The sequence below is a fragment of the Desmospora profundinema genome (assembly GCF_031454155.1).
GTDB classification, from domain to species: Bacteria; Bacillota; Bacilli; order Thermoactinomycetales; family DSM-45169; genus Desmospora; species Desmospora profundinema.
On record NZ_JAVDQG010000001.1, the window covers coordinates 377,080 to 402,916 of the forward strand.

At 48.5% G+C, this 25,837-nt stretch carries 23 protein-coding genes and 2 pseudogenes; 20 read left to right on the forward strand and 5 right to left on the reverse strand.

Features of this window, described 5'->3' with window-relative positions; translation table 11 throughout:
* Positions 1 to 94: 94 nt before the first annotated feature.
* A complete protein-coding gene (locus JOE21_RS01685; protein WP_309861608.1) occupies positions 95 to 1,420 on the forward strand; it encodes an MFS transporter in 1,326 nt (441 codons plus the stop codon).
* Between the two features lie 110 nt (positions 1,421 to 1,530).
* Positions 1,531 to 2,318: pseudogene (locus tag JOE21_RS17880) on the forward strand (Tn3 family transposase); the annotation flags it as partial.
* Between the two features lie 559 nt (positions 2,319 to 2,877).
* Here the strand turns inward: JOE21_RS17880 and desA are convergent.
* Positions 2,878 to 3,897, reverse strand: a complete 1,020-nt coding sequence (desA, locus tag JOE21_RS01695) for a Delta(5) desaturase DesA (RefSeq protein ID WP_374709309.1) — start codon at positions 3,895 to 3,897, stop codon at positions 2,878 to 2,880.
* Between the two features lie 439 nt (positions 3,898 to 4,336).
* Here desA and JOE21_RS01700 point away from each other — a divergent pair, with 439 nt between their 5' ends.
* Positions 4,337 to 5,596: a nitric oxide synthase oxygenase gene (locus JOE21_RS01700; protein ID WP_309861614.1), complete on the forward strand. Its 1,260-nt coding sequence runs from the start codon at positions 4,337 to 4,339 to the stop codon at positions 5,594 to 5,596.
* A gap of 113 nt (positions 5,597 to 5,709) precedes the next feature.
* On the opposite strand, the gene JOE21_RS01705 is transcribed toward JOE21_RS01700, so the two are convergent.
* Complete coding sequence (locus tag JOE21_RS01705) at positions 5,710 to 5,931, reverse strand: hypothetical protein (protein ID WP_309861615.1); 222 nt, start codon at positions 5,929 to 5,931, stop codon at positions 5,710 to 5,712.
* A 141-nt stretch (positions 5,932 to 6,072) separates the two neighbouring features.
* Here JOE21_RS01705 and JOE21_RS01710 point away from each other — a divergent pair.
* The 9 genes and pseudogenes from JOE21_RS01710 to JOE21_RS01750 form a co-directional block, all read left to right on the forward strand.
* Positions 6,073 to 6,168: pseudogene (locus JOE21_RS01710) on the forward strand (DUF1540 domain-containing protein); the annotation flags it as partial.
* Positions 6,169 to 6,450: 282 nt separating this feature from the next.
* A complete protein-coding gene (locus tag JOE21_RS01715; protein WP_309861618.1) occupies positions 6,451 to 6,930 on the forward strand; it encodes a glutathione peroxidase in 480 nt (159 codons plus the stop codon).
* An 11-nt stretch (positions 6,931 to 6,941) separates the two neighbouring features.
* The gene (locus JOE21_RS01720; RefSeq protein ID WP_309861620.1) at positions 6,942 to 7,403 is read left to right on the forward strand and encodes a MarR family winged helix-turn-helix transcriptional regulator; all 462 of its coding nucleotides are present in this window, start codon (positions 6,942 to 6,944) and stop codon (positions 7,401 to 7,403) included.
* 6 nt (positions 7,404 to 7,409) lie between these two features.
* The gene (locus JOE21_RS01725) at positions 7,410 to 7,835 is read left to right on the forward strand and encodes an organic hydroperoxide resistance protein (RefSeq protein WP_309861624.1); all 426 of its coding nucleotides are present in this window, start codon (positions 7,410 to 7,412) and stop codon (positions 7,833 to 7,835) included.
* Positions 7,836 to 7,993: 158 nt separating this feature from the next.
* Entirely contained in the window at positions 7,994 to 9,199 is a 1,206-nt protein-coding gene (locus tag JOE21_RS01730) for a threonine synthase (protein ID WP_309861626.1), read from the forward strand.
* 511 nt (positions 9,200 to 9,710) lie between these two features.
* Positions 9,711 to 11,276, forward strand: a complete 1,566-nt coding sequence (locus tag JOE21_RS01735) for a spore germination protein (RefSeq protein ID WP_309861629.1) — start codon at positions 9,711 to 9,713, stop codon at positions 11,274 to 11,276.
* Between the two features lie 19 nt (positions 11,277 to 11,295).
* On the forward strand, positions 11,296 to 12,495 hold the full coding sequence (locus JOE21_RS01740) for a Ger(x)C family spore germination protein (RefSeq protein WP_309861631.1): 1,200 nt from the start codon (positions 11,296 to 11,298) through the stop codon (positions 12,493 to 12,495).
* 6 nt (positions 12,496 to 12,501) lie between these two features.
* A complete protein-coding gene (locus tag JOE21_RS01745) occupies positions 12,502 to 12,732 on the forward strand; it encodes a hypothetical protein (RefSeq protein WP_309861634.1) in 231 nt (76 codons plus the stop codon).
* A 16-nt stretch (positions 12,733 to 12,748) separates the two neighbouring features.
* On the forward strand, positions 12,749 to 13,855 hold the full coding sequence (locus JOE21_RS01750; protein WP_309861636.1) for a GerAB/ArcD/ProY family transporter: 1,107 nt from the start codon (positions 12,749 to 12,751) through the stop codon (positions 13,853 to 13,855).
* Here JOE21_RS01750 and JOE21_RS01755 read toward each other — a convergent pair.
* Both JOE21_RS01755 and JOE21_RS01760 read right to left on the reverse strand, forming a co-directional pair.
* Positions 13,852 to 15,528 (reverse strand): GMC oxidoreductase, encoded by a 1,677-nt coding sequence (locus JOE21_RS01755; protein ID WP_309861639.1) that lies wholly within the window; start codon positions 15,526 to 15,528, stop codon positions 13,852 to 13,854. The two genes, JOE21_RS01750 and JOE21_RS01755, sit on opposite strands and share 4 nt — an antisense overlap.
* A gap of 217 nt (positions 15,529 to 15,745) precedes the next feature.
* A complete protein-coding gene (locus JOE21_RS01760; protein ID WP_309861642.1) occupies positions 15,746 to 15,946 on the reverse strand; it encodes a DUF2553 family protein in 201 nt (66 codons plus the stop codon).
* Between the two features lie 282 nt (positions 15,947 to 16,228).
* On the opposite strand from JOE21_RS01760, the gene JOE21_RS01765 reads away from it, so the two are divergent.
* Positions 16,229 to 17,407, forward strand: a complete 1,179-nt coding sequence (locus tag JOE21_RS01765; RefSeq protein WP_309861645.1) for an alpha-hydroxy-acid oxidizing protein — start codon at positions 16,229 to 16,231, stop codon at positions 17,405 to 17,407.
* 69 nt (positions 17,408 to 17,476) lie between these two features.
* On the opposite strand, the gene JOE21_RS01770 is transcribed toward JOE21_RS01765, so the two are convergent.
* Entirely contained in the window at positions 17,477 to 17,683 is a 207-nt protein-coding gene (locus tag JOE21_RS01770; protein ID WP_309861648.1) for a hypothetical protein, read from the reverse strand.
* Positions 17,684 to 17,915: 232 nt separating this feature from the next.
* Between JOE21_RS01770 and JOE21_RS01775 the strand changes: the two genes are divergently transcribed.
* From JOE21_RS01775 to JOE21_RS01805, 7 genes are all read left to right on the forward strand, one after another.
* Entirely contained in the window at positions 17,916 to 18,872 is a 957-nt protein-coding gene (locus JOE21_RS01775) for a TAXI family TRAP transporter solute-binding subunit (RefSeq protein ID WP_309861651.1), read from the forward strand.
* Positions 18,873 to 18,884: 12 nt separating this feature from the next.
* A complete protein-coding gene (locus JOE21_RS01780; RefSeq protein ID WP_309861654.1) occupies positions 18,885 to 19,394 on the forward strand; it encodes a DUF1850 domain-containing protein in 510 nt (169 codons plus the stop codon).
* Positions 19,391 to 21,346 (forward strand): TRAP transporter permease, encoded by a 1,956-nt coding sequence (locus JOE21_RS01785; RefSeq protein WP_309861656.1) that lies wholly within the window; start codon positions 19,391 to 19,393, stop codon positions 21,344 to 21,346. The genes JOE21_RS01780 and JOE21_RS01785 overlap by 4 nt, the downstream gene beginning before the upstream one ends.
* Before the next feature lie 128 nt (positions 21,347 to 21,474).
* Positions 21,475 to 22,086 (forward strand): TetR/AcrR family transcriptional regulator, encoded by a 612-nt coding sequence (locus tag JOE21_RS01790; protein ID WP_309861659.1) that lies wholly within the window; start codon positions 21,475 to 21,477, stop codon positions 22,084 to 22,086.
* Positions 22,087 to 22,115: 29 nt separating this feature from the next.
* Positions 22,116 to 24,740, forward strand: a complete 2,625-nt coding sequence (gene ppsA, locus JOE21_RS01795; protein WP_309861661.1) for a phosphoenolpyruvate synthase — start codon at positions 22,116 to 22,118, stop codon at positions 24,738 to 24,740.
* A 433-nt stretch (positions 24,741 to 25,173) separates the two neighbouring features.
* Positions 25,174 to 25,482: a PadR family transcriptional regulator gene (locus JOE21_RS01800; protein ID WP_309862392.1), complete on the forward strand. Its 309-nt coding sequence runs from the start codon at positions 25,174 to 25,176 to the stop codon at positions 25,480 to 25,482.
* Positions 25,479 to 25,826, forward strand: a complete 348-nt coding sequence (locus JOE21_RS01805) for a DUF1048 domain-containing protein (RefSeq protein WP_309861665.1) — start codon at positions 25,479 to 25,481, stop codon at positions 25,824 to 25,826. Before JOE21_RS01800 ends, JOE21_RS01805 begins: the two co-directional genes overlap by 4 nt.
* Positions 25,827 to 25,837 lie beyond the last annotated feature (11 nt).

A 25,837-nucleotide genomic window follows, 5' to 3' on the forward strand; every position in this document is an offset into this window, starting at 1 on the left:
TTGCCATACCCTCTAGATTACAAGCATGATTTTATCATCGGAGGTATTTATCATAACGGAAACGAAAGTGCCAGACCAAACAGGGGAAACAGTGATGCGCATTGTGATGTTCACGGTTACCCTTTCATCGATGAGCGTATTAATGTTCAATTACGTACTCCCCGAAGTTAGTAAAGAGTTTCATCTTACCATTGCTCATGTAAGCTGGCTCTCTTCCGCGTATGGTTTGATTTACGCCATTGGAACGGTTACGTATGGAAAGCTAGCAGACAGATACAAGCTTAAAAATTTGCTGACGTTCGGTTTGATCGTTTTTACGATTGGGTCACTCATCGGCTTTGTTTCCCAAACATTCTGGATGGCACTGGTGGGAAGATGCTTGCAAGCAGTAGGAGCTGCTGCTATTCCCGCAACAGCGGTACTGATCCCTGTACGCTATTTCGCCCCTGAACGTAGAGGGAAAGCTTTGGGGATGATGGCTGTTGGCTTGGCTCTTGGCAGTGCTCTGAGCCCCATTATTTCTGCGCTCATTGTAAGTGTCGCTCATTGGCGTTGGTTATTCGCTGTATCTCTTCTCATCTTAATCACACTACCTTTTTACCGTAAATATTTGGAAGATGAGCCGCAAGGGCTGACTAGAAAATTTGACTGGATTGGTGGAAGTTTGCTAGCCGCAACTGTGGCATTGCTTTTGCTCGGTGTTACAAATGGAACTAGGTGGTTTATAATCAGCGGTTTGCTCACTCTAGGGTTGTTCATCGTACGAATTCGCTTAGTTGATGAACCGTTTGTCAGGCCGGAGCTCTTTATAAACAAAAGGTATACTCTCGGTTTAACGATTGCTTTTCTTATCAACGGGATTGGTACTTCTCTTTATTTGCTAAGTCCATTGCTACTGTCTCATGTACAACAACTACCAGCTTCTTGGATTGGCTTTGCGATGGTTCCTGCGGCAACAGCCTCAGCCATTTTGGGTCGAAAGGGTGGCAAACTGGCAGACCTAAAGGGAAACTCGTATCTATTCTTTATTGCATCGGGATTGTTATTAACCTGTTTTGTTTTACTCTCTACCTTTACGGGAAGTTCTTCTTTGTTTATTGCTACTTTTCTGATTCTTGGTAATGTGGGACAATCCTTCATGCTTATTGCGATATCCAATTCAATTTCACAAACATTACCAAAGAACCAAGCGGGTGTGGGGATGGGAATGTTGCAGATGTTGAATTTTATTTCTCAAGCAGTAGCTACAGGGATTTACAGTAAGGTAGTGGATCTTGGCTCTAATGTCCACTGGAACCCAGTAAATATCCCCCCTAATGGGTTTATTTATAGCAATATCTATTTTGTTCTTGCTGGTTTGCATCTAATCATTCTATTGGTTTACTATTTCCAGTTCAGTAGAGGTAAGGGGGTAGTCTGAGATACATGAAATATATGCTGTTAGACTGGGTATCTGTTCCAAATTCAAATAAATTAAATTTAATCCATTTATGCGGATTCTTTGAGGAGGAAAAACTCTAAGGGATATAAAGGGGACCGGATGAGGATTTACCAGGCGATTTTGAGGAGCGGTGTGAAGAGTATTATGAATCCCTTGGTCTGGGGCTTGATGCAGACTCTGTTATCAACGATCTCAAGCAATCACTGCATCGAGCGCTGGACCAACTAAATCAGACCCTCCCACAAAATTCAAAAGTGAGAATCACGAATCATAAGGGTGGATGGATTACAGTTACTCCATCAGACCCACAGCCGGAACCCGAGCGCTTGACTCAGTTGAAAAGGGAAATCGCCAAACGCTGGTGGATGATCGAATTAATTGATGTCTTTAAGGAGACCGACCTCCGTGTTGGCTTCACTGATGCCTTTCAGTCTCTGGCGTTCGTGAACAGTTAAGTCGAGGAGATATCCAAAAGCGTTTGCTTCTTTGCCTTTACGGGTTGGGCACGATAAAGCGAATGGCCACCGGCAACGCCGATGTGACGTATGAAAACATGCTTTACATCAAGCGGAAGTTTGTCCATCCAGAAAATCTGAAGGCGGCCAATATCCGAGTGGTGAATGCCATTTTGAAGGAGCGATTGGCCGACGTGTGGGGCGAAGCCACTACATCCTGCGCATCTGACTCCAAGAAATTCGGCTCCTGGGATCAAAACCTGATGACGGAGTGGCACCCTCGTTATCGCGGGCCTGGCGTTATGATCTATTGGCATGTTGAAAAAAATTCCGCCTGCATCCATTCACAATTAAAGACCTGCACGTCTTCGGAAGTAGCTGCCATGATTAAAGGGTTTCTCCAGCACGCTACCGAGTTTGAATCGTCCTGGAAGAAAAAATACAGCGATCGTGGCATTCGGAAAATCCTCAAAAAGTATTCCGATCGGGCCCACATGGCCCAATCCATTTCACCGCATAAATTGCGCCACTTCCTGTTAACATGGCTTAAGAAAAAAGGCATCGACGATCCTTATTCTGGACACGCAAGCCGTAATCGCTTGAGATATATTCTAAATTGGCCATTACCGAGGCTCAGGGTAAATATGAGCACGTTATCCCTGAGTTCCCTGTATAAGCATGAAACGATTTGAGTTCCCACGTGGCTCTCAAGTCGTTTTTCTATATACTGGGCAGATGACCCCAAAATCGACGCTCGCTCCCTCTACCCCATCTAAAAGCATCGGTGAAGTTTGCGGACAACAACAGAGTTGGACGGATTGACTTAGTGGATCTTGATTATCATGTTGATAGAATGACCAATTGAACAGTTTGAGCCCCCGCCGATCCCGGTGGGGGCTTTGTCTTAAAGTGGAAAACCAGCATGAAAAATCAATGCTGGTTTGCTTAGCGTAGGATTTTTTTAAATTGCTGGCGGCCCCTTTATTGAGTACTTTCTTTTTCTTTCATCAGGAATTGCTTAATGTATCCGAATCCCATCAGTTTCTTGCGATTCTCGTCCCATATGCGGTAGTTAAGGGATTTCAGGCTGGATAAAAGTGTAATCGGAGCGACGTCCTGAAACATTCGATTCTCTTCATGAGCATGGTTCAGATAGTAGTTCGGCACCCGTGGGCTCAAATGGTGAATATGGTGAAAACCAATGTTTCCCGTGAACCAGTGAAGTACCTTTGGTAATTTATAGAAAGAACTTCCGCGCAAGGCGGCATCCACATGATCCCATTTTTCGTCTTTCTCAAAGTAGGTCCCCTCAAACTGATGCTGGACGTAGAAGAGCCAGACACCGATTAAGCCTGAAATTAAAAAGACAGGCCCCTGCACCAAGAGGAACGCTTTCCAGCCGATAATCCAACAGAGCAACCCGGCAATCGCAACAATCCCGAAGTTGGTCAGATAGGTGTTTAACCGTTCCTTCATCTTGGCACCCTTCCGGTTGAACCGATATTCAATGAGGAAAATGTAGGAAGGACCCAGTCCGAACATCACCAACGGATTCCGGTACAAACGGTAAGCCAGTCGTTTCAGTCGCGGCAATGCCAGATATTCCTCCACTGTCAGTGTCCAGATATCCCCCGTGCCGCGCCGGTCCAGGTTGCCGCTGGTGGCATGATGAACAGAATGACTGTGCCGCCACTGGTGGAACGGACAACAGGTTAAAATACCGCTGAGTGTTCCCAACACCTCGTTGGCCCTCCGGTTAGGAAAGAAGGACCCGTGACAACAGTCATGAAAGATGATAAAAATCCGGACCAACATACCGGCTGCCAGACAGGCCAGCCCCAAGGTAAGCCAATAGGAGACCGAAAGGCTCCAATATGCGGCGTACCAGAGCAGAAAGAAGGGGATAAAGGTATTGATGATTTGCCAGACACTACGCTTTACACTGGGTCTCCCGTATGCTGCGATAATTTCTCGCCAGTTTTCCTTCTTGTTTTGATCGATCACCAAAAACTTCCTTTCCCTGACTATAATGGAGTTCATCTTTTTTCAAAAGAGGTACGGTGTCTGAAATAACTGATAACCATGAGCCTCCTTTTTATTGTATCATGTGATCGCTTCCCTTTTGCATGATAAAAGAGAAGTCCGCCTGATAACAGTTTTTACTATTCCCTAAAAAACGGATTATATCAGGACCATATGGCATCGATTCCCCCCATAGGGGAGAGTTGTATGGAAACACCGAATCCTCTTGGAAAGAGGTGGTTATGATACTAGCGCTTGTCTGGCAACTCCCCGCACCTTTTGATACGCTATAGTTAATGTGGATAGGAAACAAAGGGTGGTCAGACGGGAATGAGTGGGACGCCCTTGTGGTTGGTGGGAGTGTGGGCGAAACCCGCCTTGACCGTATGACCCAGAAAATAGGCTTGGAGGACGACACGTGAAACCGAACCGATTCCCATGGATGGAGGCGATCCTAAAAAGAGAGGGAGCATCGCCTTTGGATTCTAGTTTCATCCATTCGGAAAAGAGGACGGATACCAAAGGAGGTTGTCCCATCGATCATCAAGACAAGGGCTCTGATCCCTCAGCATCGATTGGCAGGCCTTTTGAAGAGAGGGGGAATTTACTCCAGGAAGCGGAGATGTTTATCCGGACTTGTTACCGGGAACTCGGGAAGCCGGACGAGAAAATAGAATTGCGCTTGGGTGAAATCAAACGAGAAATCCAAGAATACGGCCATTATAACCATACCTTCGAAGAATTGGAGCACGGGGCCAAGATGGCTTGGCGAAATAGCAACCGCTGCATCGGCCGCCTCTTCTGGCACTCTCTGCATGTGTTTGACGCCCGGCACCTTCGGAGAGAAGAGGACATTTTCCGTGCCCTGTGCCGACATATCGAGACCGCTACGAACAACGGCAAAATCAGGCCGACCATCACTATCTTTAAACCGGCCATCCAAGGATCCCGGCAAACAAGAATCTGGAACCATCAATTAATTCGCTATGCCGGATATGAGACCAAATATGGTACGGTGGGAGACCCAGCTTCTATCCCTTTTACAAGACATTGTCAATCCTTGGGATGGGAGGGGGAGGGAACGCATTTTGATTTGCTTCCTCTGGTCATTCAAGTGGGGGACCAAAAGCCCCGATGGTTTGAACTGCCCAAGGAGATTATCTTGGAAGTTCCGATCCGCCATCCCGGTTATCCGTGGTTTGAAGATTTGGGTGTCCAATGGTACGCGGTGCCGATTATTTCCGATATGCGGTTGGAAATCGGCGGAATTCAATACACCGCTGCACCCTTCAACGGCTGGTATATGGGAACGGAGATCGGAGCCCGCAACCTGGCTGATACCGGCCGGTACAACCTTCTACCGCAAGTGGCGGAGAGAATGGGTCTTACAACACGAAATCAATCGACTCTTTGGAAAGATAAAGCCTTGGTGGAGCTGAATGCGGCTGTTCTGCATTCGTTTAAAGAAGCGGGCGTCAGCATTGTTGATCATCACACGGCTGCACAGCAGTTTAAGCTGTTTGAGAATAAAGAGCAGGAAAACGGTCGAAAAGTAACAGGGGACTGGACTTGGTTGATTCCTCCGGTTTCCCCTGCGACCACTCATATCTTTCATCATCAGTACCAGGATGAGATCCTTACCCCCAATTATTATTATCAGGATCCTCCGTACAAATAAACAAAAAGGCCGCCCTGTCAGGGCGGCCTTTTTGTTTATAAAACGGCGGGATTAACCCGAGAAGGGGGCCTGACAACCTGATGGACGACACCCTAGTTTTCACTCTTCTCGTATTAATGATCGTCGGCGTTATCCACTTTATGCCCATAGTGTTGTTTAATGTTTTCCACGGAATCCCCGTCAATCAGATAGTCGCCATTGGGTGTACTAAGTATAATAATCCGCTGCTCCAGATCAAATATGGTATCGCCTAAGTGGATTTCATACATTTCTCCCGAAGCTGTCGTAATAATCAATTCGCCCCATTGCTTTAATCGCTCTTGTACCGCTTCCATTTTCATTATGTACACACCTCTGTATAAGAATTGGGTCCGTACTTACTACAGGGAAGTATTTCAAAGAACCCTTTCGGTTATTCATGTTTAATCCGGTTGATTCAGACCATCATAAATCAAAAAGCAAAAGGAGGGTTTCCGATGGCCAGAGATGTCCTGTGTGAAGTAGACAGGTGTACCTATTGGGGAGATGGGAATCAATGTCGTGCAGACAAAATATATGTCGTCAGCCACACAGAAGAACCAAATAAATGGACAGGCCCGAAGGGAACAACCTTCGGGCTTTAAATATGACTTTTCCTTATCGGGTTTGGTTGACGTACTTTCGTCGATAAACGATACAGCCTCCGACCACCGCACATAGTTTGTGCATTTACGAATTGTTTTGTTAACCCATTTTGATCCATTTTGCTCTACCGCCATACGATGTTTTATTTGTGAATCAGTATTGATTTTATCCAATTGAATTGTGTACAATATAATTGTGATTGAAGCATAATCTCCAGGGAGGCTGATTGGATGAGTGTCTACGATTATAGTGTAACCACCATTGACGGTGAAGAACGATCCTTGTCCGAGTACGAGGGACGGGTACTCATGATCGTCAACACCGCCAGTAAATGCGGATTCACTCCCCAGTACAAAGAGTTGCAGGAGCTGTATGAGCAATACCGGGGGCAGGGATTAGAGGTGCTCGGGTTTCCCAGCAATCAGTTCATGAACCAGGAGCCCGGCAACGAAGATGAAATCCGGGAGTTTTGTGACCTTAACTACGGAGTTACCTTCCCTCTGTTCGCAAAAACGGACGTAAAGGGTAAAAACGCCCATCCTCTGTTCCAACATCTTATCAAAAGCGCTCCAGGAGTTCTTACCGATGATGTCAAATGGAACTTTACCAAGTTCCTGGTGAACAAAAAAGGGGAAGTGATCGGTCGCTTCGCTCCGGCGACGAAGCCTTCCGCCATTAGAGACGAGATCGAAAAAGCCCTTGCCGGATAGAAGGTGTGACCATGACCAAAGACTCATTGCTCGCCTTGGACAATCAACTCTGCTTTGCCGTCTATGCTTGTTCCAGGGAGATCTCGCGCCTGTATCGTCCATTGTTGGATGAATTAGGCCTCACCTATCCCCAGTACGTCACGCTGCTGGCCCTTTGGGAGGAAGGGGAAGTAACCGTCAAAGAACTGGGCTCGCTCCTCTTCCTCGATTCCGGGACCCTTACTCCGATGTTGAAGCGGATGGAGACGGCCGGTCTGATCCGTCGTCGACGATCCTCAGAGGACGAACGGAAGGTGCTGATTGGTTTGACGGAAGAAGGGGAAGCCCTAAAGGAACGGGTCCGTTGCATCCCGGAGACTCTGTTCCAAAAAAGCGGCGTCCCTGCGGAGGAATTCCATGATCTTCTGGAACGGTTGCAGGGATTGCAGCAACAGATTCGACTCTTGAATACATCCAACACCCATAAGGAGTGATTGTATATGAAGCCGATCTATACCGCTGTCGTCAACGCTGAAGGCGGCCGTAATGGCAAAGTGGTCTCTACGGATGGTGTCATCGACCTGGATGTCCGGATGCCCAAGGAGCTGGGCGGTCCCGGAGGAAGCGCCACCAACCCGGAGCAGCTTTTCGCCGCGGGATACGCTGCTTGCTTTGACAGTGCCCTTGGCTTGGTAGCCCGACAGAAGCGGGTGAAGACAGGAGAGACCCAGGTTACCGCCCATGTCTCCATCGGCAAAGACGAAGACGGAGGCTTTGCACTGTCCGCGATTCTGGAAGTACAAGTTCCCGGGGTTGACGAAGAAACGGCCCGGGAACTTGTAGAGGCGGCTCATCAAGTCTGCCCCTACTCAAAGGCTACTCGCGGCAACATAGATGTAACTTTACACGTATTGGATCCATCATAAAGACAGACGCAGAATTCCGTTTGAGTCGCTTTCTGCCACAGGAAACCCCTGTGGCTTTTTTGTTTTGCAGGTTTTTTCAAGCTGCATCACAGGGATTCTGAGTCATTTATTGAAACCCTCTAATATATAAGAGAGATTTCTGAACAGGAGGCTCCAAAATGAGCTTTAGTTATGCATCCTCTCTTTATTGTCCAAAATGCACGGCTTCCCATCCTTTAAACAAGCCAATCAATCGATGTACCTGCGGCTCGCCATTACTTGTGCAATATAGCCTTAAGGAACTAAAAAGCCGGTTGAATCGGGAGGACTTAAAAGAAAGACCTCCTACTTTATGGAGGTATCATGAGTTGCTCCCTCTCCAAAAAGAAGAAAACATCATTTCTCTTGGAGAGGGCATGACCCCTTTGCTGGAAATGAAAAAGACCCAACACGAGCTGGGAATTTCAAGGTTATTTATGAAAGACGAAGGTCTTGCTCCAACCGGCTCCTTTAAAGCGAGGGGTGCTGCAGTAGGCATCTCCAGGGCGAAAGAATTAGGCATTAAAGAAATCGCCATGCCTACCAACGGAAATGCCGGGGCCTCCTGGTCTTTATACGCGGCAAAGGCATCTATTAAAAGTCATATCGTGATGCCGGCAGGTTCTCCTCCTATTACAAGAAGAGAAGTAACCATTGCTGGATCCGATCTTCACTTAGTGGACGGTCTAATCAGTGATGCAGGGAAAATCATTGCCCGTTTGGCAGAAAAGTATGGCTGGTTTGACGTCTCCACTTTAAAAGAGCCTTATCGGATTGAAGGAAAGAAAACAATGGGCTTTGAAATTGCCGAGCAGATGAAGTGGAGCCTGCCCGATGTCATTGTTTACCCTACTGGCGGCGGTGTGGGGCTGATCGGGATTTACAAGGCTTTCAGAGAGCTTATCGAATTAGGATGGATAAACAAGGAAGACATGCCTCGTCTGGTTGCCGTTCAGGCGGAAGAATGTGCTCCAATCGTAAAAGCCTTTGAAGAAAAGAAGAGGGTTTCAACGTTTTGGCCTGATTCCAAAACAGCTGCATTTGGAATCAATGTTCCGAAAGCGATTGGGGATTTTTTAGTACTTGAGGCCATCTATCGCACAAATGGAATGGCCATTTCGGTTTCAGATGAAAGGTTATTAGCAGAGCAGCGCCGAATTGCCCGACAAGAAGGAATCTTTGTTTGTCCCGAGGGTGCGGCCGCCTTTGCAGCTGTTCGTGAATTGAGAAACCAGGGTTGGATTCGTCCGGATCATACTGTTGTCTGCCTGAATACAGGTATGGGAATTAAATATTCTGAAATCATCGAGGTGGAAGCCACGCTCCTACAGCCAGATGATACATGATAAGAGTGAAAGCGGGCCAGCTAAAAAAATTGCGAGGGGACCGCTAAACGTGTTGTGTCCTGTGGAAACTTCACTTGGTGGTCGGTCAAAAAGAGCGCCACCGAAAATGGACCCCTTTTCCCTTGATCACCTTTGCACCGGTTACCAAATCAACGGGAACCGTGACAAGGGCAGCCCCACTGGATCCCTCGCATCCCATATGCCTTTTGGGCTTTCTCCTATATTCAGTGCTAATACTACAGTTGTACTTATAAGAGCAGGCGCAGATGTGAGAAGGGACGGTGGGGGGATGGCTGCGATCCTTTGCGCTTTTTGCAAGAGATCGAAGACAGCCCACTAGCCCGACCAACCCACGTTCATATACACTCTTCGTACAAATGCAACTGTAGTACTAATGAATACGAACGGTTTGGGGTACGGGGAAGGGAAAGCGCAAAACAAAGATAGTGAATAAATCTCATTTTGTAAGGGATGATGATAAAGATATTGTGTGATCCGGAGTGAATCGCAAATGGCTTACAAAAAGACCCGGAAGATCCGAAAGAAAAACCAGATCCCATCCACCCCGAACAAAAATGCAAAGGATGTTGCGCTGTATTCATCTCTCTCCAACAACCTTCGCTTTATTCGGGAGGCTTTTTCGCACAGCTCGGACCTTGTGGTTCGGGATATTCTCCTTGGGAAACAGGAAAAAAGGAAAGTAGCAGTCGTTTATTTAGAGGGGATGGCCGATTCATCGTCGATTCAGAACTTTATTATGAAATCGTTGATACATGAGGAAAAAACGGATGGATTAATAATCGATGATTGGATAGAAAATATAGAGGAAACCGTTCTGAGTGCTTCGCACGTGGATGAAGTATCTGATTTTGCGGGATTGCTGGATACCGTATTGGAAGGGAACACGGCCATTCTCATCGACGGGATGGACAAGGCCCTGTCGGTGCAGACGAGGGGGGTGGAGACGAGAAACGTAGTGGAACCCGATTCGCAAACACTGATTCGGGGACCGCGAGAAGGCTTAGTTGAATCCTTCAGTGTCAATGTCTCACTTATTCGTCGAAGGATCAAATCCGCTGATCTGGTACTGGAAACCCGGGTATTGGGAAAGATAACAAAGACCAAGACGGGTGTGATGTACCTTCGTGGAACGGCGAACGAAAAAGTACTGGAAGAAGTGCGAAAGCGCCTCGATCGCATTGACATCGATGGGATTTTGGAAAGCTCTTACATAGAGGAATACATCCAGGACGATTCGTTCACCCCCTTTCCTACTATCCAGAGTACCGAGCGACCGGATTCCGTCGCTGCTGCTTTGTTGGAAGGGCGGGTGGCGATTCTGACGGAAGGAACCCCCTTCGTGCTATTGGTCCCGGCTCTGCTGATCCAGTTTTATCAGTCACCGGAAGATTATTATCACCGATGGGATATCAGCACCCTGATCCGTGTGATTCGATTGATGGCCCTGTTCATCGCGTTTCTGGGGCCATCGATGTACATTGCCATCACCACTTATCACCCCGTGATGATTCCCACTCCGTTGTTAATTAGTCTGGCGGGACAGCGGGAAGGGATTCCCTTTCCCGCTTTATTGGAAGCCTTGATCATGGAGGTCACCTTCGAGATTCTGCGGGAAGCGGGCCTGCGTCTGCCTCGGGTCATTGGACAGGCCATTTCTATCGTCGGGACGGTGGTCGTCGGAGAAGCAGCGGTCCGAGCCGGCCTCGCGTCCCCTGCCATGGTAATTGTGGTTGCCATCACCGCGATCTCAAGCTTTGCCATTCCCCACTACGATATGGCGATCTCCATCCGGATGCTTCGTTTTGGCATGATGGCTTTGGCCGCTTCTTTCGGCTTGTACGGCATTTTTGTAGGATTGTTCGCTCTGGCGCTTCATTTGACTAGCCTCCGTTCGTTCGGGATTCCCTATACTATGCCTCTGGCTCCGTTTATCGGGGAAGATCAAAAGGATACACTTTTTCGGTTCCCAAGGTGGGGGCTACTGTACCGTCCCCGCCTCATGAAGCAGGAGAATCTGTCACGGGGGAGAGGGCGCCGGGTGATTCGGTCCAGGTAAAGCTTCGAGGAGGGATGAGATGAGTAAAAAGTGGATCGCTGCGCTGGTGTGGGTTCTCCTGTTTACTTCTCTCACCGGGTGCTGGAATCGAAGAGAGCTGGATGATCTGGCCATCGTTTCCGGTCTGGGTATCGATAAGGTCGGGGATCAGTATCTGTTTGCCGCACAGGTTGTTAACCCGGGTCAGATTTCTCCCGCCGGTGACGGAGGAGATGGGCGAGCGCCGGTAGTTATGTTTCGGGTACGAGCGAATACGGTTTTTGAAGGATTTCGCAGAATGACGCTGGAAGCACCGCGGAAGCTGTATGTCGGTCACATTCAGATGTTGATTTTGGGGGAAAAGGTGGCAAAAGAAGGGATCACCAATGTGTTGGATTTTTTTGTGCGGGATCATGAAGTCCGAACCGATTACTACTTGGTGGTAGCTAGGGGGGCTCGAGCGGACCGGGTCCTGGATATCCTTCTCCCGATTGAAAAAATTCCGGCCCACAAGATGCTCCGTTCCCTAGAGTCCTCTGCTGGTGCTTGGGGGGGACCTACGGTCAAGGTGCAACTGGATCAGTTGGTCAATGAACTCATAAGCAAAGGAAAAAATCCCGTCTTGAGCGGGATCGGGATTCGTGGCGATTACGAGAAGGGATTTACCTCCGAGAATGTGCAAACCAGCCGTCCCACCCAAGTGGAATATATGGGCAGTACCCTTTTCAAAGGAGATCGACTGGTCGGATGGTTCGATGAAGAGGAGAGCAAAGGGTACAACTATGCGCTGGGAGAGATCATGAGCACGGTGGAATATGTCACCACTGACAAAGGGGAAAAAATCACCGTGGAATTGATTCGAACCAATAGTGAGCTACAGACTAACGTGGTTGATGGAAAGCCTCAGGGTGAAGTGCTTGTCCGTGTTCGATGCAATATCGGCGAAGCCGATGGAAATATCGATCTGACCGATCCCAAAACCATCGATTCGTTGGAGGAGGGGTTTGAAGAAGAAATCCGGACGATGATTTTAAAGGCCCTTCGCAAAGCCAAGGGATTGCGGACCGATGTCTTCGGGTTCGGGGATGTTCTCCACCGATCGAACCCGGATTATTGGAGCAAAGTGGAGAAAAAGTGGGGGTCGGTGTTTGCTGAGATGCCGATTCGAGTCCGCGTAAAGATAGACATCAAACAGCTCGGCACATCCGTTCAATCCCTGAAAAAGGAGATGGGGGAGTAATAAACAGTGTGGATTATTGGTCTATTGGCGGTTGTAGCCTTCATCGTGGCCTACTATTTACCGAAAATGCTGAAGCAAGGGGACAAAAGGGAGATGGTGGTTTTTTTCTCCCTGTTGATTGTGGGGACCGGATTAAGTATCGCAGTGATCCTGGAGTGGCGGGTTCCCAACCCGATGGATTGGATCACGGTGATGATTCAACCCTTTAGTCAATGGTTGTTTGAGATGCTTGGTTAACAGGAGGGAGCACTTCGTGAAAAACCAGATCAGCGTCCGGCAATTCACTATTTTAGTGGCTCTTTTTACTGCTGGAAACCCCGTGCTGTTGCTTCCGGGAACATTGGTGTCCAAAGCTGGACCCGATGCTTGGATTGCAACGGGAGTCAGTCTGGTGGCGGGATGCTTGCTCGTGTTGCTTTTTCACGCCTTATACAGCCGTTTTCCGGAGCAAAATCTGATGGAAATCATGGAGGAAGTATTGGGGAAGTGGATCGGCAAAATCGTGGCGCTTTTGTTTATTCTCGCTTATCCTCTCCTTTTAACTGCGCTGGTTCTCCGGGACGTCGGCGACTTTATCACTTCCCAGCCCTTTCCCGAGACGCCGATTCTGGCTGTTGAAATCCTGTTTATTCTTGTCGTGATGCTGGGTGTGCACCTGGGAATGGAAGTGATGGCGCGAACCGCGGAACTGTTTTTCCCCCTTTCGATTTTGCTGTTGTTGATCTGGATGTTCGCCCTGTTGCCCGAATTGCAATTGGATCGCCTCCAGCCCATGTTGGAAAAGGGCTTCAGCCCTGTATGGGAAGCATCGATCATCCTAGTCGGTTTCCCCTATTTGGAGCTGGTTATTTTCCTGATGATCATGCCCTTAGTCAATGAAAAGAAAAAAGTGAGGAGGGGGTTTTTGACAGGGGTGGTACTGGGCGGAGCGATGATAGCGGTCGTCACTTTTTATGCCGTGACGGCATTGGGGGTGTCTTATGCCGCTATCAAACAATATCCCGCTTACGAACTCGGACAGATGATCAGCATCGAAGGGTTTTTGGAACGAATTGAGGTCATCGTGGCGGGCTTTTGGCTCATCTCTATCTTTGTTCGAGCCTATATCAGTTTTTTTGTTTTGATCAGCGGCTTCTCTTCGATCTTTGGTATAAAGGATGCCCGCTCGTTGATTGCTCCGATGGGAATTTTGGTGACGGTTTTATCCCTCCACATCATTCCGAATACTTCTTATCTGATGCGTTTTACCGAAAAGATATGGACCCCATACGGGATGATTTTTGGATTGTTTTTGCCCATGCTGTTGTGGGGGATCGGCATGCTGCGGAAAAAATCTTCCCAAACCAACACTTCGGCTTAACCCAAACGGTTCACGATATAATCCGCCGTACGAATGGCCAAGGCGACAGTGGATAAAGTCGGATTGGCCGCTCCCGCCGTAGGCAGGATGCTGTTATCCGCCACATAGAGCCCGGATATCTGGTGAACCTGACCAAACGGGTTGGTGGTGGAAGTGGCAGGATCCACCCCCATCCGGCAACTTCCCAGCTCATGGGTATCGTCACCGGGAGGACGCAGGCAAAGATCCTGCCCATATTCGTCTGGTACCAGGGTGGCTATTCCCATGTCAGCAATCGCCTGGCGCGTTCCCGCTTCCATCTGTCGAATCACTTCCAGATCCTTCTCGCTGTACTGGAAATCCACCTGAAACTCCGGGATCCCGTCTTCATCCACCCGGCTTGGGTCCAGATAGACCCGGTTCTCATATCGGCTTTCCACCACACCAAAGGTTTGGATGTCAAACTCCCATTCTGCTTTCAACGGCTTTTCCTGATAAGCCGGATACCAAAGATACAGGTCTGGAGTGTCCATCGGACCATGAAATTGAATCTGATAGGGGCGGCCCGCCGTTCGCGGTACCAAAATCCCCATGGAACCCAAAACCTCTGGGAAATCCCCTCGGCTGACTCGTCCCACACCCACAATTTTGGAATGATTGGCTAAATAATGTCCGATCGCTTCTCCAGGGATACGCGAATAAAGCAGAATTCGAGCCGTTTCAAAGGTGTTGGTGGACAGGACTACATTTTTCGCCTTCAGATAATGAGATTTCTTGTCCGGGGTCATCACTCTCAACCCAACCACTCGATTCCTTTCGGTTAGGACTTCTACACCCCGTGTTTTTACCGCAAGATCGAAAGGGCGGATAAACAGGGCCCTGGCCAAAAACAAAATGGAGCTGAAGAACACATTGGAATGAACCTGACCAAACCGGGTCGGTTGCAGGTCGGCCGCCAGCGGAAGCGGCGTCGTTTCTGGAAAATGGTTGTTCCTCAGTCTTTCCACCAATTGCTCCGTCATCGAAGAGCCTTTGGTAAACCTCTTATTCACATTCATCACATTTTCGGCGATATTGTAGTATTTATTCATCTCGGTAAAAGAGACGGGCCAATCCTGCAGATCCACTTCATCCATGCGCGGCGTGACCGTCCACCAGAACAAGGTTTTCCCACCCAGGGCAAACACCTTCAGTGAGCCTGGCATATCGGGCAGCTTTGCCCCAATCGGGGTAGCGACGGTCAAATAAAAATCGGTCCTTCTTTTAAAATCTAATGTAGGGATATTTTGGGAATGAGTAGGCAAAAGCAGATCGCCTCTTTCAACGACACCCACTTTTTTTCCGTTGTTTCCCCACTGTTCACACAACCGCCAGAGTGTGGCCCCTCCTCCTGCTCCGGAACCGACAATCAGCACGTCATAATCCGTTTTCTCCATCTTCTCCAACGGCGTAAGCGAAATCCACTGAGGCATGGGCTTTAACGGAGCGGGAATCGGTGGACACGGAGGTGCAACCGGCCGGTTATAGGCCGCTGTTTTCGCTTGACTGGGCGACAAGTAAACGATGACTCCGTCAATCGGAGCATCGACGTCGGGGATATGCGGGTTCCAGGACAACAGATTTTTCAATTCCATCCGGTGCGTTTGGGACAACTTTCTCAATGTATCTTTTTTGTCGCCAATGACAACCTTCAATCCTCTCACCTCCGATGTGTGTCCGTGTTATTTCCTATAGCCAAACGGTTTCCAAAAGGGGTAATAACATTTTATGTGAAGTCTCCGTTGTCCTTGTTTGTCCTTTGAAAATAGAAGAATTGGAACAAAGATCCCTTGTTATGAGATAGACAACAAAAATCCCCTGCCGTTCAGCAGGGGATTTTTGTTAATTATGAAAATTATATTTATTTTATGGTTAACACCATCCCATATCACAATTTTCTACATACTGTACGTTTCGATCCGTTTTCGTGTAGAGGCGGTGATTCCGGATTATATAACCGTTTTTCAACTTCAGTACGTTCAACCCCGTTTCTCCGATCGGTCGGTTTCCGTCATACAGGACAATTCTTCCGTTTTTGATCCGCCCAATCACTTCCGACGTAATATCACGCATGATCCAGCCTCCTTTCCAAATAAACAAAAAATCTCAATAATACATCCAACCATCCCGATGCATTATTGAGGCTCTCTCTTCCATCTCCTGAACCTATCGATTATATTTTCAGTCAATTGTATCTGTTTTGCGCCATAATGTCAATAACCGCCTGAGTGTGGTTTACATAAGAGGGGGACATCGAATCCATTTTTCAATCTTCCAACGCCATAACCCCGAGGAAAAAATCCCTTTCCTTCCGCATAACCTTCACTAATGAACTCCCTTGCAAAGGAGCTGCCTATGCGCGACTTTGGAACTGAAGTAAGGGAAGATATTTATAGGGAGATGCTTCTTCCTCCTCGGTTCCGACTACCCATTTCCTATGAGGGGTGGAAGAAACGGGCACGGATGACACTGGACCCCCTCGCCTTTGATTTCCTTGAATATGGAGCCGGGGCGGGGGATACCGTACGTGCCAATCGGGAGGCGTTCTACCGTTGGCGTATTCTTCCCCGACTGTTGGTGGATGTGTCTCACCGAGATTTGTCCGTCTCCCTTTTCGGTCACACGTATCCTTTTCCTGTCTTTTTGGCTCCTGTTTCAAGACAGAGACTGTTCCATCCGGAAGCAGAACTGGCCTCCGCCCGAGCGGCTGCTAAATTGGGGGTTCCTTTTATTCTCAGCACTCTTTCCACCTGTTCCATCGAAGAAGTGGCGGCGGTGATGGGAGGGGCTCCACGCTGGTTTCAGCTTTATTGGGGAAAAGATCCCGATGTTACCGCAAGCTTTATACGCCGTGCACAAGCGGCGGGGTATTCGGCGATCGTCGTCACTCTTGACATTCCGGCAGATGGATGGCGGGAGCGGGATCTGCAAAATGACTTCATCCCTCTTCGATTCGGTTGGGGAGTCGGTAACTTTCTTACCGATCCCGCCTTCCTGCGTAAACTGGCCCTTCCGCCGCAAATCGATCCTCAGGCAGCAGTCCAAAAGGCATATCAAATATGGAACAATCCCGGTTTAACATGGGACGACCTTGATTTTCTCCGTAAACAGACCCGCCTGCCTCTGATGATCAAAGGCCTTCTTCACCCGAAAGATGCAGCGCTCGCACTAAAAAAAGGGATAGACGGCATTATTGTCTCCAATCACGGGGGACGGTATCTGGACGGGGCCGTGGCGGCGCTGGATCGATTGCCCGGAGTATGCGAAGTGGTTAAGGGCCGGATTCCCGTCTTAATGGATAGTGGTATCCGCGGGGGTTCAGATGTAATCAAAGCGATTTCTCTGGGAGCTGCGGCGGTTCTGGTAGGAAAGCTGTATGCTTTCGGGTTAGCAGCGGCTGGGGAACGCGGAGTCTACCAGACAGTCCGAAACATCATCGCCGATACGGACATTACCATGGGGAATGCAGGTCAAACCTCCATATCCAACCTGGATCGCTTCCTGTTGCGATCAGGTAACGATGTAGATGATTAGCTTTTGAGGGTACACAGGGGATGTTGTTTTTAAGGTCGAACCTTACAAGATAAGAGTGACGTAATCCCGTTAAGATCCAGCCGCTGCTTGTCGTTTTGTTCGTTCAGCCGCTTCTTCCAGCTTTTCTGTAGCATCAAGATGCCGGTGGCCGTAACGTTCATCCATGTAACATAGGGTCAGCTGTTCCAAATCGGATCGCCATTCTGGATTCTGTTGGGCGGTCAACGGCTTGTTCGTGACCCACGATTCCTTTTGCCACTTCTTGACGGATGACATCAGCGCAAGATTGTATCATCAGGCCGGATTCCTCCCGATAAATGGAAGTCTCTTTTATCCTACTATATTATTTGGAAAACAATTAAGAAAAATAAAGAAGAGACCGTTTACAGATCAATATGAGGGAATTAATTCGGGATTGATAGAATGTTTTGATTGATAGAAATGTAAAACTTTTTTATGATGAATGGGAATGATGAAAACGTTATCATCCATAGAGGGGGTAGCCATGATGAAAAAGAAGTGGATATGGCTGTATGTGTTCCTGTTAGCATCAATGTCGGCTTTAACGGCTTGCGGGGGAGGGGACTCTGCCGGAGACAACTCGTTTCTCACGATCGCTACAGGCGGTCAGTCAGGGGTTTATTATCCTCTGGGTGCCGCTATCGGTAAATTGTATGAACAGGAACTGGGAGCCAAATCTTCGATCCAGGCTACAGGTGCATCTGTGGAAAACATCAATCTTTTGGACCAGGATCGAGCCGAGATGGCCATTATTATGGGCGATGCCGCCACGCAGGCCTATGAAGGGTTGGAGCCTTTTGAAGATAAAGTGGAATCCTTTCAAGCAGTCGCCTCCTTGTATCCCAATTTTGTACAGATCGTGACTACGGAAGAATCGGGAATCGAAACCATGATGGATCTGAAGGGAAAGCGAGTGGCCATCGGTGCACCCAACAGCGGAGTGGAACTAAACGCACGGGCCATTTTGAAAGCGCACGGGTTGTCCTATGAGGATTTTAATGAAGACTTTCTCTCTTATGCCGAAGCGGTTGACGGCATGAAAAACGGAACCGTGGATGCCGCCTTCGTTACCTCGGGACTTCCCAATCCGTCAGTGACTGATCTGGGTACGACTAAAAAGGTAAAGGTGATTCCAATCGAAGGGAAGGGTATGAACAAACTGCAAGAACTGTACCCCTATTACTCTGAGGCTACCATTCCTGCAGACACCTATGGCAACAAGGAAGAAATCCAGACCGCTTCCATCATGAATCTGTTGGTGGTCCAATCAGATCTGGATGAGGAGACCGTGTATCAGTGGACCCAGACGTTGTTTGAAAACCTGGAACCCATCCATCGCTCCCACAACGCCGCTAAAGAGATCGATTTCGATACCGCACGGGAAAACGTCCCGATCCCTTTCCACCCCGGCGCGGAGAAGTACTATGAGGAAGCTGGTCAATAATCCGGTGATTTCATGAAGGGTTCGTTACCGCCCTGCGCCCTCCAGTGGGCGGGGGCACTCTTTCTTTTTATCACCTGTGTCTGGTTGTGGTGGCCATTGGACACCTTGCAGGTGACGGATGCAGAAACAGCAGAAGTTTATTTTCGGTTGCCTGCCCGTGAAGGAGAAACGATCCGTCTGTCATGGATTCACTCCGTCGAACGGACGCCCTGGGTAGAAGAATATGAAATGGTAGATGGACGGTTTTCTCTGCGGGAAGTCAGAGTACAATCGTTCGGAGCGGGAGTGGATGTGGAGGCATCAGAGGTGATCAATCGGGAAGGGTGGGTGGTGATGCGGGGAATCGACCGTTCCGATCCTGTACTTTCCTTTTGGTATTCTCCCCGGGTTCGGTATCAGTTGGAAGTGGACGGGCATTCACTGGAATTGGAGCAGCGAGTGGAGCACAACCGACCGCTGGAGATAAGGATGGAAACCTGGTCGCGTTTATGGATCATGATTGATGGAGGTGGGGGCTTTTGAAATCATCCCAACCGGAAGTGGAACAGCAATCGGTTTTAGAAAAGTATGACAAGGAATCGAAATACCGGGTGTTTGACGCCAAATGGGCCGCGTGGTTGGTCAGTATACTAGCGGTGGGGTTGTCGTTGTATCATTTATACACATCGGCGTTTCCTTTATTAAACACCTATCCCCATCGTGCCGTCCATTTGGCTGTGATGCTGGCGTTGGTATTCCTTCTCTTTCCCATGCGGAAGAAAAGCCCCCGCAACCGCTTCACTTGGATTGACGGGAGCTTGGCCGTGATGGGCTTAGCGACCGGAGCCTACATTCTTTTTTATTACACCGACTTGGTTCAGCGTGGGACCACCTTGTATAATGACGTGGATTTATGGCTGTCGATCATGACCGTCCTGCTGGTGTTGGAGGGGGCACGTCGGGTAATCGGCTGGGGACTGCCGGTATTGGCAATCCTCTTTCTTCTCTATGCGGTTTACGGGCAACAGGTGCCTTTGGACGCTTTTGCCCACCGCGGATACAGCTGGGAGGACACCATTGCCTATCTATTTATGGGACTGGAAGGGATTTACGGTACGGCAATCGGGGTATCCGCTACCTATATCTTTTTGTTCATCTTATTTGGAGCCATTTTGGCCAAATCGGGCATGGGTCAATTTTTTAACGATCTGGCCCTGGCCTTGGCGGGTTCTTCCAAAGGCGGTCCGGCTAAGGTGGCGGTTTTATCCAGTGGATTTATGGGCTCGATCAATGGTTCGGCCGTCGCCAATGTGGTATCTACAGGGGCTTTTACCATTCCGCTGATGAAAAAAATCGGTTACCATCGGAACTTTGCCGGTGCGGTTGAGTCGAGTGCTTCCGTAGGGGGGCAGGTGCTTCCGCCAATTATGGGAGCGGCAGCATTTATCATGGCGGAGACCCTGGGTGTCAGTTACGGCACCATTGCATTGGCTGGTCTGTTGCCGGCGCTCCTGTTTTACTTAAGTGTGCTGACCCAGGTTCATCTTCGCGCAGATCGTTTGGGACTGACGGGGATCCCAAAAAAGGAGATTCCAAAGGTGAAAGAGGTGTTAAAAGAGCGGGGACACCTCCTGATCCCGCTGTTTTTCCTCATCTATATGCTGTTTTTCTCCAGTGTCACGATCTTGTACTCCGCTTTCTGGACGATCTTGGTCACGATCGGGGTCGCTTCTTTACGGAAGACGACTCGGATGGGAATTCGTGATCTGCTGGATGCCTTGGAGACTGGGGCTCGATCCACGATCGGGGTTGCTATGGCTTGTGCGGTGGTAGGGATTATCGTTGGTGTAGCAGCCTTGACAGGGTTTGGTCTCAGCTTGGCGAGCGGAATTATTGAGTTTGGTGGCGGCTCACTCTTCCTCACCCTGGTGTTTACCATGTTGGCCTCCATTGTTCTGGGTATGGGTGTACCCTCGATTCCCGCCTATGTAATCACGGTTACCATGGCCGCACCTGCTTTGATCCAAATGGGGGTAGAGCCGTTGGTGGCGCATATGTTTGTTTTTTATTTCGGTATTTTTGCCAATATCACGCCACCAGTCGCTTTAGCTGCTTTCGCCGCTGCTGGCGTTTCCGGCGGGGATCCGATGCGAACGGGTTTTCAGGCGCTGAAGTTGGCCGCTGCCGGGTTCATTGTTCCCTATCTGTTTGTCTACTCCAATCAGTTGCTCTTAGTGGATACCGCTTGGTCTGAAGCCATTTTGGTTAGTTTATCGGCAGCTTTGGGAGTACTGATGCTGGGAACGGCATTGGAGGGGTATTTATTCACCCGGATCCCATGGATGTTACGGTTTTCCTTGGCTGTGTGTGCGCTTTTATTGATTCAGCCTAATGGGTTAACCGACCTCGTCGGAATCGGAGTGGCGGCAGTTACTGTTTTATGGCAATGGCGTCAAAAAGGGAAGGAAAGAAAAGGAAGCAGTGTCTCCGCTTAACCTATACCAAATAACCGACTTTGCGAATGGAGGCAAGGTCGGTTATTGATTTGGAGGTATATTGACCGATCAGTCAGCATACAGTAGCATGATCCTAACCATATGGTCTATAAGGAGAGGGACGCCGTTTGCCTTTACAACTCTATAAAAAAGAAAAGATCTTGGATGCGTGTCTAGCTGTATTTGCCCGTCACGGATATGAAAAGACTTCGACTGCGATGCTGGCCGAAGCGGCGGGTATATCCAAAGCGTTGATCTTTCATCATTTTAAGAGCAAGCATGAGCTGTATTTGAGCATTCTCGACCGATGCGTAAAAAAAGTAAGGGCGGAACTCCGGATCCGTGATCTCCCTGATCAACCAAACTTTTTTGAAGTGAATGAAGCGTTTATCCGTATCAAAGTCGACTACTTAAGAAGGAATCCCGATGTATACAAAGTGATGATGGAAGCCTTTCATGCTACACCAGATGAGTTAAAAGTAGAGATTGAAGAGAAGTACGGCGAGTTGATTATGGCTAGAGATAAGAGTTGGAAGCAATTATTTGAAAAAGTCCCGCTCAGAGAAGGGGTGGATCGCGAAGAGGCCTATAAACTGATTCGGATCACGTTGGACTATTTTGAACAGAAGTATTTGTCGGAGATAACAGATAAAAGCGAGTGGGATGAAGCGATTGTCCGTCGCTTCATCGATGAGATCAGCCGGTTTCTGGACATGATCCGATATGGAATCCAACGATAAATGGAACTGGATAAAGGGGAGAGATCCTTATGTGTTCCTATGTACTCGGTTTTGATAAGATCGATCATACGAAGCGGGGATCGACCGGCGGTAAAGGGGCAAACCTAGGCGAATGTTGGAGAATAAAGGGTGTACGAGTGCCGGAGGGTTTTTGCGTTACAACCGAAGCTTATAAACGAATGATCGGACAAAATCAAGTGTATCACGCATTGTTGGATCAACTGTCGTCCCTACAGATGGATGACAAGGAAAGGGTCAGTCAGATCAGTGGAAAGATTCGTAAAGTGATTAAAGGAGTGGCGATTTCTCCGGACATCGCGGGAGAAATCGCTCAATCCCTTTCACAACTAGGTAAGGAGCATGCCTATGCCGTACGTTCCAGTGCAACGGCAGAAGACCTTCCGACAGCCTCTTTTGCAGGTCAGCAGGATACGTATTTAAACATCATCGGAAAAGAGGAAATCCTAAAGCATATCAGCAAATGCTGGGCGTCGCTGTTTACGGATCGGGCTGTGATCTACCGCATGCAAAACGGATTGGATCACCGCCAGGTTTATTTGTCTGTCATCATCCAGCGCATGGTTTTCCCGCAAGCTTCGGGGGTTTTATTTACCGCTGATCCCGTCACTTCCAACCGGAAAGTACTCACCATCGATGCCGGCTTTGGGCTTGGCGAAGCACTTGTCTCAGGCTTGGTGTCAGCCGATCACTATAACGTGCGGATGGGTAAGATTGTTGATAAGACGATCTCCACCAAGAAATGGGCCGTTTATGCCAGTAAAGATGGGGGTACGGAGGAGCGTAAGATTGAGCCTCATCGGCAAAACAGGCAGATCCTGACGGATGAGCAGATTTTGGAGCTGGCAGTCATCGGTCGAAAGATCGAAGCACACTTTTCCTGCCCGCAGGATATCGAATGGTGTCTGGTTGATGATCAGTTCTACATCGTACAGAGCCGCCCCATTACCACTTTATATCCGATTCCCGATGGAGACGAAGGGCAAAGCCGTGTTTATCTATCGATGGGTCATCAACAGATGATGACCGATCCGATCAAACCATTGGGGATGTCATTTTTTCAAGTTTTATCAGAGGATTATCCACTGCGAAAAGCCGGTGGAAGGCTGTTTGTCGATCTCACCCACGATCTGGCATCGCCTATCGGTCGAAAGATTGTACTTAGTACAATGGGCAAAAACGATCGATTGACGAAATCTGCGATTGTACGTTTAGTGCAGCGGAAGGACTTTATGAAGTCACTGCCGCGCGGGAAACGGGTCCTCAGTATGAAAAGAGAAGGACTATCTTGGCGACTTCCTGTTCATATGGTCAAAACCTACCTGTCTCATGACACAGGAATCGTTCAAGACCTCATCTTTAACAATGAGGAGTCTGTTAGAAGCTTGCAACAACGGATCACAGCTATATCGGGAGATGAGCTGTTTGCATTTATTTTAGAGGATTTTAAGGAATTAAAAGAAATCTTGTATAATCCGCGCAGCCTGGGAGCGATTTTGGTCGGAGTACATGCAGCGAGCTGGATCAATAGGAACATGGAAAAATGGCTGGGTGAAAAGAACGCGGCTGATACACTCTCCCAATCGGTATCCAATAATGTCACTTCGGAGATGGGGCTGGCCCTTTTGGACGTTGCGGACGTGGTACGTCCATATCCGGCGGTGATACAATATTTTCATCATGCCAGTGATGAAACGTTTTTCGAAGATCTGGCCAAGCTGGAAGGCGGGCGGGCTGTGCGTAATTCCATACAGGCGTATCTTAAAAAATACGGCATGCGGTGCCCGGGAGAGATCGATATTACCAACCCTCGGTGGAGCGAGCAGCCGACCGCACTCATTCCCATGATCTTGCGTAACATCAAAAATTTTGAGCCTCATGCACGCCGCGTCAAATTTGAGCGAGGACGACTGGAAGCAGAGCAGAAGGAGCAGCAGCTCTTAAGCCGCTTAAAGGAATTGCCGGGTGGTAAACGAAAGGTCAAAAAAACCAAGAAAATGATCCACCTCTTGCGTCATTTTATCGGCTATCGGGAATATCCCAAGTATGCTTTTATTCAACGGTACTTCATTTACAAACAAGCCTTGCTAAAGGAAGCCGCTAATCTCGTTCAAAAGGGAGTGATTCCGGAGAAGGAAGATGTCTATTATCTATCCTTTGAGGAACTCCGGGAGGTCGTTCGCACCAACCGGTTGGATAACGCAATCATCACCGAGCGAAAAGAGGAGTACGCGGTGTATGAGAAGTTGAAACCACCGCGGATCTTGACATCGGAGGGGGAATGCATCACTGGTGAACTGAACAACAAACATGTTCCTCGAGGGGCTTTGACGGGAATTCCCGTTTCATCTGGCATCATTGAGGGAAGAGCACGGGTTGTTTCAAAGATGGAAGAGGCCAATATCGACGAGGGGGATATCCTTGTTACCACCTCGACCGACCCCAGCTGGACACCGCTGTTTGTATCGATCAAAGGGTTCGTAACAGAAGTAGGGGGGGTGATGACCCATGGATCCGTCATTGCCCGCGAATACGGTCTGCCGGCTGTCGTCGGTGTAGAAAATGCCACAAAGCAGGTCCAAGACGGACAGCGGATCCGGGTAAATGGAACCGAAGGATATGTAGAAATCCTTTGACTTCGTATTGGCACCGCCTGTGAAAATCATCCCAACAAAGCGACCGCCGTTATTCATAACGACGGTCGCTTTGTTGTAAAGTACCAGGGGTATCAACATGATATGTGTAAAATATAAAGCCAAGGATGGATATATTATCCGCCCCATAGTTCACCCCGCAATGTATTTTTCATCAAAGGGTTCTGGAGGTGATTCTAAGTCAATCGCATAATCACCAAACCTTTAATGTTTGCATATTGGGGTAGCGTCAGGAAAATGCGGATTTACAACGCTAAGCCCATTTTCAAGACGATTCCCCTGTTGAATTTCATTATCTGAACAACCGCTATTGCTAAACCGACTATTATGTGTTACTATATACCGGTAGTGAGTAATACTGAATATCAGTCATACAGAATAGCAAGGAGTGATTGTGCTGGAAAACCTAACGGCAATGCTCAAAGGCGTGCTTGAAGGCTGCGTCCTTGAAATTATAAGCCGCAAAGAAACCTACGGCTACGAAATCACGCGGCGGCTGAACGCCCTCGGCTTCACAGATGTTGTGGAGGGAACGGTGTACACTATCCTGATCCGGCTTGAAAAAAGCAAGCTGGTAGAGGTCACAAAAAAGCCCTCTGACATAGGGCCGCCGCGAAAGTTTTTCGCGCTCAACGACGCGGGGCGCGAGGAACTACGGAAGTTCTGGGAAAAATGGGAGTTCGTATCATCAAAAATTAACGAGTTAAAGGAGGAAGATCAATGAATTTTTGGGAAAAAATCACGGGTAGCGACATGACTAAAGAAATGAAAACTTTTGAATCGCGAGCCAAAAAGCTGCCGGCTGATTATCAAGCGGCATGGGATGAAATTAATGCCAATCTTTGGCTGTACTCAGATTTCACCGGCCGCAACCTCATGCCAATTTTTGACGGTGTGCTTGGCCTGCTCGAAGAAACGGCAGCGGACGGTCAGAGTGTCCAAGAGGTTTTGGGTGACGATATCAAAGGCTTCTGTTCAGCGCTGGCCGGCGAAGAAGGGGCAAAGTCTTTTCGGGACAAGTGGCGCGAGCAACTGAACAATAATATCGCTGAAAAATTAGGTAAATAGGAGGATAACAT